General features: G+C 45.5%; 9 protein-coding genes. 1 reads left to right on the plus strand and 8 read right to left on the minus strand.

Going from position 1 to position 13,139, the window contains the following annotated elements; all coding sequences use genetic code 11:
• The first annotated feature begins 399 nt into the window (after positions 1–399).
• Positions 400–2,865, plus strand: coding sequence for a replication restart helicase PriA (gene priA / locus BM367_RS10080; protein WP_092460198.1), 2,466 nt, complete (start codon positions 400–402; stop codon positions 2,863–2,865).
• Positions 2,866–3,005: 140 nt separating this feature from the next.
• On the opposite strand, the gene BM367_RS10085 is transcribed toward priA, so the two are convergent.
• From BM367_RS10085 to BM367_RS10120, 8 genes are all read right to left on the minus strand, one after another.
• Positions 3,006–4,577, minus strand: coding sequence for a S10 family peptidase (locus tag BM367_RS10085; RefSeq protein ID WP_222842617.1), 1,572 nt, complete (start codon positions 4,575–4,577; stop codon positions 3,006–3,008).
• A 327-nt stretch (positions 4,578–4,904) separates the two neighbouring features.
• Positions 4,905–6,149, minus strand: a complete 1,245-nt coding sequence (locus BM367_RS10090; RefSeq protein ID WP_092460200.1) for a sulfate adenylyltransferase subunit 1 — start codon at positions 6,147–6,149, stop codon at positions 4,905–4,907.
• Between the two features lie 46 nt (positions 6,150–6,195).
• On the minus strand, positions 6,196–7,110 hold the full coding sequence (gene cysD / locus BM367_RS10095) for a sulfate adenylyltransferase subunit CysD (RefSeq protein ID WP_092460202.1): 915 nt from the start codon (positions 7,108–7,110) through the stop codon (positions 6,196–6,198).
• Between the two features lie 40 nt (positions 7,111–7,150).
• Positions 7,151–7,885, minus strand: coding sequence for a phosphoadenylyl-sulfate reductase (locus BM367_RS10100; RefSeq protein ID WP_092460204.1), 735 nt, complete (start codon positions 7,883–7,885; stop codon positions 7,151–7,153).
• Positions 7,886–7,897: 12 nt separating this feature from the next.
• Entirely contained in the window at positions 7,898–9,496 is a 1,599-nt protein-coding gene (locus BM367_RS10105; protein ID WP_143104005.1) for a TSUP family transporter, read from the minus strand.
• Positions 9,486–10,259: a uroporphyrinogen-III C-methyltransferase gene (cobA, locus tag BM367_RS10110; RefSeq protein ID WP_092461016.1), complete on the minus strand. Its 774-nt coding sequence runs from the start codon at positions 10,257–10,259 to the stop codon at positions 9,486–9,488. Before cobA ends, BM367_RS10105 begins: the two co-directional genes overlap by 11 nt.
• A 19-nt stretch (positions 10,260–10,278) precedes the next feature.
• The gene (locus BM367_RS10115; protein ID WP_092460208.1) at positions 10,279–12,405 is read right to left on the minus strand and encodes a HEPN domain-containing protein; all 2,127 of its coding nucleotides are present in this window, start codon (positions 12,403–12,405) and stop codon (positions 10,279–10,281) included.
• Positions 12,406–12,526: 121 nt separating this feature from the next.
• Positions 12,527–12,994 carry an RrF2 family transcriptional regulator gene (locus BM367_RS10120; protein ID WP_092460210.1) on the minus strand — a complete coding sequence of 156 codons (468 nt, stop codon included), beginning with the start codon at positions 12,992–12,994 and terminating at the stop codon, positions 12,527–12,529.
• Positions 12,995–13,139 lie beyond the last annotated feature (145 nt).

Below are 13,139 nucleotides of genomic sequence, written 5' to 3' on the forward strand. Positions count from 1 at the left end.
GTGCATGTTGATCTGAAATCGTGCATTTGCGTAAAATAATTTTTGATTCAGAGACTTTGTTTTTTACTTCCTTTTCTTATTTATTTTATCCTTTCCTTGTTTCATTGTTTACAGGCTTGGACGTTGGCTTGCTTGAAAAGTAGTTTCGTAGATTCATTTTCATGCATTTTACCGCAGTTTTTCTGTAGAATTCTAATGTTATTCTGATAAGTTTTGCAGGTAAATATTGTTTGTTTTTCATACTGATTGATTTGTTTTCACATTGTGCCCGATGCATGGCTTTATGATGTAGAAGCTATTGATTTTTGCTAAGTAATGCCCACTTTATTCCGGTATTATCATTTTATTTCATCTGCATTTTGTTGAATCTCTGCAGGGGATTTGCTTTAATTTTAAGCCATGTTTGCCGATGTGATTTTACCACTCGCCTTGCCCAAACTTTATACCTATCAGATTCCTGAAGGTATGAAAGTAGAACCAGGTATGCGGGTGGTTGTTCAGTTTGGCAAACGGCGCAAGTATGCCGCTATTATCAAGCGCATACATGATGAAGCACCTGCTGCTTACGCCGTAAAACCGGTTTTATCCAAACTGGACGAATATCCTGTGGTGTGGCCGCATCAGCTGCATTTCTGGGAATGGATAGCCCAATATTACGCTTGCACGGAAGGAGAGGTGATGAACGTGGCTATACCCGCTCATCTGAAATTGAGCAGTGAAACCATTATTCAGCTCGATCCTGCCTATGCTGATGAAACTTCTATTGCTGCACTTGCTGTGCAGCTGACAGATGAGGCTTTTCAGATCGTGGAGGCATTGGCTGTGAGGCACGAATTAACGCTTGCAGAAGTGCAGCAGTTGATTGGAGAGACTTCTTACGTATCTGCACAGGCAGTAGTGAAATCATTGATTGATCAACATATTTGTGTGGCATACGAATCCATTCGCGAATCGTATCGTCCCAAACTGGAAACCTATATTCTTCTTTCCCCGGTTTATGCAGATGAAAAGGCTTTGCATCAATTGTTTGATCAACTTGAGAAAGCTCCCAAACAATTGCAGCTATTGATGAAATTTTATGAGCTCAGAGAAAAGCAGGGATGGGTGCGGAAAAAAGATTTGCTGGAGCAAGCTGAAGCCAGCCACAATCAATTAAAAGCATTAATTGATAAAGGAATTTTTCAGGAAATCAAACAAACGGTTGATAGAATTGCATTTACCTATGATGGTGCTATTCAGCAACTGCATCTTACACAATCCCAGCAAACATGTGTGCAGCAAATTCATGATTGGTTCAGGGAAAAACGGGTAGTGCTCCTGCATGGTGTTACTTCCAGCGGTAAAACGTTGATTTACGTATCGCTGATCCAGGAAGCAATTGCAAAGGGTGAACAGGTTTTGTACCTGCTTCCGGAAATTGCTTTAACCGCACAGATGATTCGTCGTTTGCAACAATATCTTGGCAATCAGGTGGGTGTTTATCATTCCAGATTAAGTCATAATGAGCGGGTTGAAATGTGGAATAAAGTGCGGGAAGGAAGTCTGCAGGTGATTGTAGGTTCCCGATCGGCTTTATGGCTGCCTTTTTGCAAATTATCGTTGATCGTTGTAGATGAAGAACACGATTCATCATTCAAACAGCAGGATCCGGCTCCTCGCTATCATGCGCGTGATGCGGCTATTTACTATGCGCATCTGTTGGATGCGCGTGTAATCCTGGGATCAGCCACACCAGCTGTAGAAACCTATCAACAGGCCATGCAGGGCAAATACGGATATGTGATGTTAAAGGAAAGATATGGCCAGATTGCCCTGCCGGATATGATACTGGCTGACATGCATACCATTCCACGTCAGCATCGCGGTGAAAGGCATATTACTCCGTTGCTGGAAGATTATATCCGCCGCACCCTGCAGCAACACAAACAAGTGATTTTGTTTCAGAACCGCAGAGGCTATGCACCTTCGCAAATCTGCCAGGTATGTGGATGGGTGCCTCATTGCCAGCAATGTGATGTAGCATTAACCTATCATAAATCCATCCATCAGCTACTTTGTCATTATTGCGGACGAAAATATCCGCCGGTTACCCAATGCCAGGCCTGTGGCAGCCACGCCATCATACACAAAAGTTTCGGAACAGAAAGAATAGAAGATGAATTGCATACCCTTTTTCCCAAAGCCAGCATTGCACGGATGGATCTGGATAGCATGCGAAAAAAAGATAGTTATCATCAATTGATTTACAAATTTGAACAACGAAGAATTGATATCCTGGTGGGCACGCAAATGGTAGTGAAAGGATTGGATTTTGATTCTGTGGGTCTGGTGGGCATTTTGCTGGCCGATAGTTTGCTAAACTATCCAGATTTTCGGGTCAATGAACGGGCATTTCAGTTAATGGAACAGGTCAGTGGCCGGGCCGGAAGAAAGGGCGAGAAGGGGATAGTTGTGATTCAGGCCTATCAGCTGCGTCATCCTGTACTGGCTCATGTCATGGCACATGATTATGCAGCATTTTTTCAGATGGAAATTGAAGCCCGGGCGCATTTTCAATATCCGCCTTTTACCCGGCTCGTAAAGATTATACTCAAACATACCCAGCAGGAAAAAGTTGCTGAAGCTGCACATTTGCTTGCAGGTGAATTGTCTGACAAGTTTCCCGGTCAGATCACGGGCCCGGCTGCACCTTTGGTTAGCCGGATCCGCAATGAATATCTTCAGGAAATACTCATTCGCTTGCCCCGCTCTGCTCAGAAGTTGCAGGAACAGAAAAATAAAATCGTGAATATTTGTAATCAGCTGCAACAAAACAGCTCCTTCCGAAATGTGCGAATGATTGTGGATGTGGATCCAATGGGTTAATGAGAGGTTGGAAGAAATACATGCGCATGCTTTATTTACAGATTTTGACAAATAATGTTTCCCCTTGCTTCAATAAAAAAATCACCTCCAGATATGCATGAATCTGGAGGTGATGCTGTTATGGCTGATGCAGGAAATAATTAATGTGCTGGTGAATACAGGGATTCAATAAACTTTTTGGTACTATCATGCAATTGTTTTAAGGATGGTACATGCAGATATACCATGTGCCCTGATTGGTAGAATTCAAAATGAATGTTTTTCTGCAGGTCATTTGGAATGGGCAAATGTTGCAGTTCATACACGCCTTCGTAGAAAGGTGTTGCCAGATCATAATAGCCGGCTTGCAACAGCACTTGCAGGCGAGGATTCTTCTTCATGGCTGTAGCCAGATCGGTCATCACATTCACGCCCATTCTCGACCCTCCGTGAGTCCAATCCCATTGCATGCGGCCATAAATGGTAGGATGATAATCCATGTTCTGGCCATATTTCAGCACTTTGCGGACATAATCGTTGAATAAGGCTACATAAGCTCCGCTGATGGCTTCGGATTGTGGATCATAATAAGCCCGTTGGCTCAGGATATCCAGTGAAGGACCTGAAAAGCGAGTATCCAGGCGACCGGTGGTAAGTCCCTTTTTGTTGAGCAGTTGCTGTTCAAATTCACCGCCATCCACGCGCAGATTGGCCTTTTTAATGTAATCCACGTCCAGACCGGTATATTCATGCAGTTTTTCGGCAATGGCATTGAAGGTATTCGAGTCGAGCGTATTGCCTTTTATCAATGCCTGTGCATATTCTCCCGTGGCAAAGTTTTCTACTTCTTTGAGAAAAGCTTCCAGATCCGGATGCTGTTGTGGAAGCTGATGATGATACCAGGCTGTAGCTGCAAATGTGGGCAGGCCCAGGATATAAGGCATATCATTGCCTGGATTGCGTGAGGGACCATCAATGGAATTATCAAAACTCAGAATCTGCGAAAGCAGGATCACACCGTTTAAATCAATATCATACATGCTTTGCAGCATGCTTGAAAGTACGGCAGAGCGGGTTGTGCCATAACTTTCACCAAAAAGGAACTTCGGGCTGTTCCACCGTCCGTATTTGGTAATAAAACGCATGATAAACTGGCTGAAAGCGCGTCCGTCCTGATCTACGCCATAATAATCCTTTTCTTTGCCTTGCATCACGCGGCTAAAGCCCGTTCCCGGAGCATCTACAAATACCAGGTCGCTGGCATCCAGCAGGCTGTAATCATTATTTACCAGTTCATACGGAGCTCCATGCATGTGCACCGTGGTGTCGATCACCACGCGGCGAGGGCCAAATGCGCCCATGTGCAGCCAAATAGTAGCTGATCCAGGACCTCCATTGTAAAGAAATGTAATCGGACGGGTGGATTCGTCGGTTACGCCTTGTTTGAAATAAGCTACGTAAAACATACGTGCTGTAGTGTCTTGCTCATTGTCGTCAAGCAGGGGAATGGTGCCAGCAACGGCTTGATAGTCGATTCGCTGCCCCTCAACTGTTACACTGCCTGTAGTGGTTACATCGGGCTGTGCGGGTGGCAATTTGTCTTTCTGAGTGGCATTTTCAGTAGCGGGAGGCTGTGGTCTGCGGGGCTCCTGTGCTTGAGCCTGGAAATGTATTCCTATCATCCCCAGTTGAAAACATACCACAATGATGAGCAGGTTTAGATGTTTTTTCATAGTGTGTATATTTTAAAGTTAAACGTAATGCTGAAAGAAAGATGATTTTCACGTTTCGGGGCGACTAATTTATACATTCCGTGTGGATTCTTTCCTATTTTTTGATGAATGGATCTGTAAGCCGGCGGAGAGCCTTTGTGCAGAAACCTGTGTGCAAGGCAAATGCAATCACGTGTGAGGGTATTTTACTATTATGAATCCCTGAATTCAGATGCGATTATTTTATTGCCTGAAACACAATTCCGGATAGGGTGGTTTTCTTATGGTCAATAAATAATCATCTCCACTGCTATGGTGCAGTGGAGATGGGTTTAAAAATTGTGTTATTCAGTTTTCAATGAGACAGGCAGCAACCGTATTGTAGCTGGTTTCATTGATTAGAATAGCTGCTCCGCATGCCCGGTTTTTGGCGTAAGCGTCCACGGCAAGAGGTTTGGCGGTGCGGATTTGCACGCGTGCCACATCATTTAGTTGTAATGTGCCGGCTGCATCCTGATGGGAAAGCGTGTTGATATCAATTTTGTATTCAATATTTTTCACCACACAACGCACAAGCGTAGGTCCTTGTTGCAACAGCAGCTTGTCGCCCGTTTTCAATGGAGCGCTATCCATCCAGCAGATGGTGGCTGCAATATCCTGGGTGAGTGTGGGCGGCTGATCAGCAGGTGTAATCATATCACCCCGGCTGATATCCAGATCATCCTTAAGCAACATAACGACTGATTGGGGAGCACGTGCCTCTGCAAGAGGTTGTTGTGCATATTCAATCCGATCAATCGTGCTGGTTAAACCGGATGGCCATACTGTTACGGCCTGTCCTACATGAAAGCTGCCACTGATGATTTTTCCGGCATAGCCCCGATAATCATGATAAGCATCATCCTGTGGCCTGATTACATATTGTACCGGAAAACGTGCAATATCCTGATTGATATCCTGCGCAACGGGTACTTCTTCCAGATAAGTCAGCAAAGGCTTGCCTGTGTACCAGGGCATGCGATCTGATTTGTACACCACATTATCGCCATGCAACGCACTAATGGGAATATAATATACATCCTTTACATTCAGTTTTTGAATGGCTTCTTGATAAGCATGTACAATTTCGTAAAAACGGTCTTCCGAATAATTGACGAGATCCATTTTGTTGATGCACAGCACCAGATGCGGAATCTGCAGGATGCTTGCAATGATGGTATGGCGCAGGGTTTGCTCCACTACGCCCTGGCGGGCATCCACCAAAATAATGGCCAGATTGGCTGTGGAAGCTCCTGTAACCATGTTCCGGGTGTATTGAATATGCCCGGGTGTATCGGCAATGATGAATTTGCGTTTGGGTGTTGAAAAATATTTGTAAGCTACATCAATGGTAATTCCCTGTTCGCGTTCGGCACGCAAGCCATCGGTAATCAATGCCAGATCAAGCTGTTCACTGCCCCGGTGTTTGGAAGCCCTTTGCAGGGCTTGCAGCTGATCAACAAAAATAGATTCGCTATCGTATAGCAAACGGCCAATCAACGTGCTTTTACCGTCGTCCACACTTCCTGAGGTTGTAAATCGCAATAAATCCATGTTAGAAAAGTTTTTGATTTTTCAACGTTTAAATCTGTTCTGTTTTTCAGAAATAACCTGCCTTTTTGCGATCTTCCATGGCGGCTTCTGAAAATTTATCATCGATTCTGGTGGCGCCGCGTTCGCTGATTTTGGATTGTAGGATTTCCTGGATGATTTCTTCGGTGGTACGGGCTTGTGATTCAATGGCAGCCGTGCAATTCATATCACCTACGGTACGGAAACGAACGGTTTTTTCTACAATTACATCGTCCGGTTCGATCTGGATATGGGGTGAAACAGCCACCAGCTGGCCTTCGTATAGCAGACATTTACGCGTATGGGCGTAATAAATGGATGGCAAAGCAATATTTTCCCGCAGGATATAATGCCAAACATCCAGTTCCGTCCAGTTGCTGATGGGGAACACGCGCACGTTTTCACCTTTATGGATTTTACCATTGTAGATATTCCATAACTCCGGCCTTTGCAGGCGCGGATCCCATTCGCCAAATTCATTTCTTACAGAAAAAATACGTTCCTTAGCACGTGCTTTTTCTTCATCACGGCGGGCACCCCCAATGCAGGCATCAAATTCAAATTCTTCAATGGTATCGAGCAAAGTATAAGCCTGCAGGAAATTACGGCTTGCCAGCTTGCCTTTGGGTGGTTCCAGGTTTTTTTGTTTGATGGTATCTTCTACTTTTCGGACAATCAATCGTTCACCGATCCGGTTGACGAGATCATCGCGGAACTGCAATACTTCAGGAAAGTTATGTCCGGTGTCAATATGCACCAATGGAAAAGGAAATTTGCCAGGCCGAAAGGCTTTTAATGCCAAATGCACCAGGGTAATAGAATCCTTTCCTCCGGAAAACAACAAGGCTGGCCGTTCAAACTGTCCGGCTACTTCTCGCAGAATATGGATCGCCTCTGATTCCAGATAATCGAGATAGTCAAAATCATACACCTGTTTTGCCATACACCATACGTTTTAATGTCTCATAAGATGATACAACCGATTAATTTTTGATGGATGAAACATGCAATCCGCATTCTTTTTTGGTTTGATCTTCCCACCACCAGCGCCCGGCCCGATAATCCTCGCCCGGGCGAATAGCGCGGGTACAGGGTGCACAGCCTATGCTCACAAATCCCTTGTCGTGCAAGGGATTGTAAGGCACCCGATGCTGGCGGATGTAAGCTTTTACTTCATCCAGCGTCCAATGCAACAGAGGATGAACTTTCACGATCTGATGTACTTCGTCCCACTCTACCTGTGGCAAATGGCTGCGTTCGGGCGATTGTTCAGCGCGTATGCCTGTAACCCAGCATTGCATGCCCTGCAGTGCGCGGGCCAGGGGCTCTACTTTCCGGATCTGGCAACAGAGTTTGCGATTTTCTACGGAAGTATAAAAACAATTGGGCCCGCGTTCATTCACCAGTTGTTCAACCCGAGCTGCATCCGGGAAATAGACCCTTATGCGTTTGCCATAATGTTCATGCAAGCGCTCCATCAGCGAATAAGTTTCGGGAAACAGTCTTCCGGTATCGAGCGTAAAAATTTCGATGGGCAACTGAGCCTTCCAGATCATGTCGGTGATCACCTGATCTTCCCAGCCCAGGCTGCTGGAAAAGCAGATGGTATGGGCAGGAAAATGGGCAGCCAACGCCTTTAATATAGCCTCTGCATCATGCGGGTCAGCAAAACCTGCCTGTAATTGTTGCAATCGTTCAGCAGTCCATACGCTACTCATTTCATTGATGTTTTAGTGTAACCAGCTTTTATATACAATCCATAAACTGAGCAACATCACCAGCAAACCTAAAATTACCAATAGTTGCCGGGTGGGAAGGCTGCGGGTAGTGCGGGCTGCCAGAGGTGATGCCAGTGCACCGCCTATCAGCAGACCCAATAATACCTGCCATTGGGAAAGCCCCAGCAGAACCAGAAAAGTGGCCGACCCTGCCAGCGCCACATAAAAACGCGCCAGATTCACGCTTCCCACCACGTATTTCGGATTGCGGCCACTGGCTATTAACGTAGAAGTAACCAGTGTACCCCAGCCGCCACCAGCAACGGCATCCAGAAAACCTCCGATCATCCCGAGAAAGCCCACACGCTTTATTTTCCGTTGTTGTGTTCGTCGAAAACGAATGCCTTTCAGCAAAATATTGACTCCCAGAAAAAACGTGTACAATGCAATCACAGGTCTGATCGTGTGCAATGCAGCATGTTGCAAATGCGTAATCAATATAGCTCCGGCTATGCCGCCTATGAGTCCGGGCCATACCAAAGCGCGGAACAGTTTCTTGTTTACGTTGCGATAATGCCAGTGCATCCATCCGGAAAAACCACTGGTGAAGATTTCTGAAATGTGAATGGTTTTGCTGATCTGTGCAGGCGGAATACCAAATGAGAGCAAATAGGTGGTTCCTATGGTGCCATATCCCAGTCCCAGCGTGCCATCAATGTACTTTGCCAAAAATCCCCCTACCAGAAACCAGATGAAATCTTTACCCAGCAGATCCACTGCGCGGCCTGTCCACTCATGCCAGGATATTGTTGACAACAAAGGCTTTAGTTCGTACCCGATGGCAATCAATCCTATCGCCAGTAACACGATGATCCAGCGATAGATACCGATTATCACCAGTTGATGTTTCGATGATTTTAGGGTAGTGGAAGGATTTGTTTGGCTATGAAGAGACGATTGTTTTGCAGATTTCGTATGATTGGGCACAAATGAAGCTGTCAGTACATTCAGCTGCTGTACCTTGTAGGCAAAATCTCCTTTCAGCTGATTGCGAATGGCGTTCAGGCGATATAAAATGTTGTCGATATCATCCGGGATGACTTCGTTAAACCATTCCCGAAGCCTTTTTGCGAAGGTGGGCGAAAGTCCGTTTGTGGATATAGCAATTTTGAGTTGCCCTTTTTGTACAATAGAACTTAAGTAAAAATCACAGAGCTCGGGCGTATCGGCCACATTCGTAAGGATGCCACGGGCTTTTGCCAGAGCATGAATATGTTTGTGTAATGCATGATCTTCGGTTGCAAGAATCAGGATATCAATATCTTCCAGATCCTGAGCCTCAAAAGCTCTTTCAATCAATATGAGACGATGGCCGGCATTTGCAAACTTCCGAATTTCAGGCAAAATATCAGGTGCCACCAGCTTTACGTATGCCCGTGGTGCATTGCCCAGCAAAGCAGCCAGCTTTTCCAATCCCACTTTACCGCCGCCTACAATCAGAAAACGAAGAGATTCTGCTTTCAGAAAAACAGGGAAAAGAGTATTTCTGCTGCTCGACTTTTCTTCAGCAGATACAGCTTTTGCAGGCGATATGGAGTTTTCAGTGAGCATGTGCAGCAACAAGCACGTTTTCAGGATGATAATTTTCAGTTGAAAACAAAGGATGTGTTTTTACCACCTCACCAATAATGATGATGGCAGGTGATTCAATGGCAGCCGCAGAGGCTTTTTCCAGAATGTCGTGCATGTATCCGATTACCATTTTTTCATCCGGTAATGAACCATTCTGGATAATAGCCACTGGCATGTGCTCTTTTTTCAGGTGACGATACAAAGCCACAATCTCAGGAAGCTTATGCACGCCCATCAGAATTACGATAGTGGCACTGGAATGGGCAGCCAGCTGCAGATCGTTTGATAACTGGCCATCCGCAAGAGTTCCGGTAGTAATCCAGCAGCTTTCGCTGATACCCCGCAGGGTTACGGGAATATGCTGCAGCTCGGGAACGGCTATGGCACTGCTGATGCCGGGAATGATTTCCACTTCCATGCCATGTTGTTGAGCAAAAGCCAGTTCTTCATATCCTCTGCCGAACAAAAATGGGTCGCCTCCTTTAAGCCGCACTACATGACCATAGTGTGTAGCATAATGCAGGATGAGTTCATGAATTTCTTCCTGGGTATAGGCTTTAAATCCTTTTCTCTTGCCAACAAATATTTTCAGTGATTCCGGTGAAGCATAACCCAACAAATCAGGATGCACGAGGGCATCGTATAAAATGACCTGTGCTGACTGTAAGGCTTTCATCCCTTTCAACGTAATCAGTTCCGGATCACCAGGTCCCGCACCGACCAGACTTAGTTTCTTTTTCATCATTTTTTCATGGCTTGAATTAGGAAGGAATGGTTTCTTGGGCATCTGCAACCGCTATGGATCTTTGCTGATGATAAGTTCTGGCTTTTTGCAGGAAGCGATGTGCCTGATGCAGGTAAGCCTCTGCAAAATCAGGCTTAGGTTCGTGCTGATTGATTTGCAGCACGAAGCTGGCAAACGAAGGAGCCACATCAAATTCAGCCGCCTGAAAATGCTGATCAAAATCATTGATGATTCCGATATGGGTGTTGCAGTTTACTTCTTTATCCAGCAACAGAGCTTTGGCTGCATAGACAGAAGCTGTATAAGCCTGATAAACAGCATCTCCGTAATTTCCGTCTTTTAGCCACTGATCAGCTATTTCAAGTTTTTCTTCGGCTTCGTTCAGCAACACATAAACCAGATCCACCACTACGCTGGCGCATTCGCCTACACCGACGGCAGTCGAATATTCCACTTCCTGCCCCCAGTCAATGAAATCATCGGGTTGCAGATTGGTTAGATCGGTTAGAGGTTTCAGCAGGTTGTAAAAATAGTTTTTCCCCTGCCGGTCGTAATAGGCGTTGAATGTTTCTCCCGGCTGAGCATTTTTCAGGTAATCGTTCAGGATCAAACGTAGGGCCTGAGGTGCACGTTTGCTGGGTACTTTGGTGATTTTTTCAGCCAGCCTGCCTTCACCGTGTCCGGTGGGACCTCCACCCAGCAGCACCTGCAGCGCGGGGAGCACTTTGCCGCCCGCCTTCAGCGAAGCGCCATGAAAGCCAATGGTAGCAATGCCATGCTGGCCGCAGGAATTCATGCAACCACTGATTTTGATTTTAATATCCTTGTTGTAAATCAATTGGGGATATTCCTGCAGAATGACCTGTTCCAGCATGCGGGCAATGCCTGTACTATTAGAAATACCCAGGTTGCATGTATCTGTTCCCGGGCAGGATGTAACATCGGCAGTGGAATCAAATCCAGGTTCAGCCAGCCCAAGTTCATCCAGTCGGGTAAACAAATAGCCCAGTGCCTGTTCGGGTACATAGCGAATGAAAATGCCCTGGTTATTGGTAACCCGCATTTGATCGGCTGCAAGGGATTTGACCAGATCAGCCAGTTTGCGGGCTGTATCAGAAGAGATATTGCCATTTGTAATTTTCAGGTACACCCCCCGATAGCCCGTCTGTTTTTGGGGAATGACATTGGTAATTAACCAGGCCTGGAATTTTTCAGTATTGGAAATGGTGTATGGCGGTATCTCTATTCGTTCTGGAAGATGTTCTAACTGTTCGTGAAATTCGATGGGCACATGAAAAGCCTTCAGACCTTTGTATTCGGCCTGCACCAGCTCGGTAAATTTTTCCATACCCAGCTTTTCAATCAGGTATTTCATCCGGGCTTTATGTCGGTTGGTGCGTTCACCATATCGATCAAAAACTCTTAATACAGCTTCAATATAGGGAAGCAAATCTTCAGCAGGTAAAAATTCAAAAGCCAGTTTGGCTGTGAAAGGCTGTGCTCCCAATCCGCCACCCACTACTACTTTAAATCCTTTCACGAGCTTACCATCCTTTTCCTGGATGCGTGGAATCAGGCCGATGTCGTGTATGTAAGCAAAAGCCTCGTCTTGTTCACTGCTGGAAAAGCCGATTTTGAATTTCCGGCCCATATCCTGGCACACCGGGTTGCGCAGGAAATACCGGAATGCAGCATCTGCGTATGGAGTAACATCGAAAGGTTCATTCGGATCCACACCTGCCAGGTGCGAACCGGTTATATTTCGCACAGTATTACCGCAGGCTTCCCGGATGGTAAGGTCATCCATAGCCAGCTTAGTCCACAATTCCGGTGTACGTTCCAGACTTACAAAATGCAATTGGATGTCCTGCCGGGTGGTTAAATGCAGATTTCCGGTTGCATATTCGTCGGAGATATCGGCTATACGTTTTAGCTGCGCTGTGGTTAATCTTCCTTGTGGTAGTTTGATGCGGATCATTTGCACGCCTTTCTGGCGCTGACCGTAAATGCCGCGGGCCAGGCGCAGGCTTTTGAAACGATCCGGGTGCAATTCCCCCGTGAGATATTGACGGATCTTTTTTTCCAGTTCGATGATTTCCTGTTCCACAACAGGATTTTCCAGCTCCGTGCGAAAACTTTTCATGGGATGATCATTTTTTAATAACACAAAAATATGGTTTCTCTACTAATTTAGTGGAGTTAATAGGAATAATGCGGAAAAAAATAGAAAATTTTAAATAAAACGAAGGTAAATTAGAAGTTTTCTATTTGGCGTGGGATTTTTGTCGTGTTTTTTTATGCATGGCTATCAGGCTGTCTTCTTTTTCGGCGAGGTCTTTAATACTGGTTTTCGCCAGGATTTCCAGAGATGCATCCCGCACCCGCAGGGCTACCTGCCTGATGCCGCATGTGAGTTCATCTTTGCATTCTTCGCAAGGTTCATAAAAATTCAGGCTTACACAAGGTACCAGCGCAATAGGTCCACCCATCAGGCGTATAATATCCGAAAGCATGATAGTATCGGGTGGTTTCAGCAGGTAATAACCGCCGCCGGCGCCTTTCTTGCTCGCCAGCATGCCGGCATTTTTAAGCTCCAGCAGGATGTTTTCCAAAAATTTTTTCGGAATGTTTTCCTGTTCAGAAATGGTGCTGATAAGCATGGGACCCTTGCCATGATTTCTGGCCAGCACAATCATGGCTTTGAGGGCATATTTGGTTTTTTTGGAAAGCATAGATTTTGCGTGTAATTTATCGAATAATAATTTTTATTGGCTGTATTCTCTTCCTTAATGCCTCAATGATGCAAAAAAGAACATTTCTCAAGTATCCCATGCAAATCTCGCCAAAAATTACAAAATTTACAGAAACAGCACAACC

Origin of the sequence: Thermoflavifilum thermophilum, assembly GCF_900116565.1 — a bacterium.
GTDB lineage: Bacteria > Bacteroidota > Bacteroidia > Chitinophagales > Chitinophagaceae > Thermoflavifilum > Thermoflavifilum thermophilum.

Coding starts and splice junctions, on each gene's coding strand:
- BM367_RS10100 (WP_092460204.1), bottom strand. CDS start 7,885: ATGAGTAGCGTATGGACTGCTGAACGATTGCAACAATTACAGGCAGGT.
- BM367_RS10085 (WP_222842617.1), bottom strand. CDS start 4,577: ATGAAAAAACATCTAAACCTGCTCATCATTGTGGTATGTTTTCAACTG.
- BM367_RS10120 (WP_092460210.1), bottom strand. CDS start 12,994: ATGCTTTCCAAAAAAACCAAATATGCCCTCAAAGCCATGATTGTGCTG.
- BM367_RS10090 (WP_092460200.1), bottom strand. CDS start 6,149: ATGGATTTATTGCGATTTACAACCTCAGGAAGTGTGGACGACGGTAAA.
- cysD (WP_092460202.1), bottom strand. CDS start 7,110: ATGGCAAAACAGGTGTATGATTTTGACTATCTCGATTATCTGGAATCA.
- priA (WP_092460198.1), top strand. CDS start 400: ATGTTTGCCGATGTGATTTTACCACTCGCCTTGCCCAAACTTTATACC.
- BM367_RS10115 (WP_092460208.1), bottom strand. CDS start 12,405: ATGAAAAGTTTTCGCACGGAGCTGGAAAATCCTGTTGTGGAACAGGAA.
- cobA (WP_092461016.1), bottom strand. CDS start 10,259: ATGAAAAAGAAACTAAGTCTGGTCGGTGCGGGACCTGGTGATCCGGAA.
- BM367_RS10105 (WP_143104005.1), bottom strand. CDS start 9,496: ATGCTCACTGAAAACTCCATATCGCCTGCAAAAGCTGTATCTGCTGAA.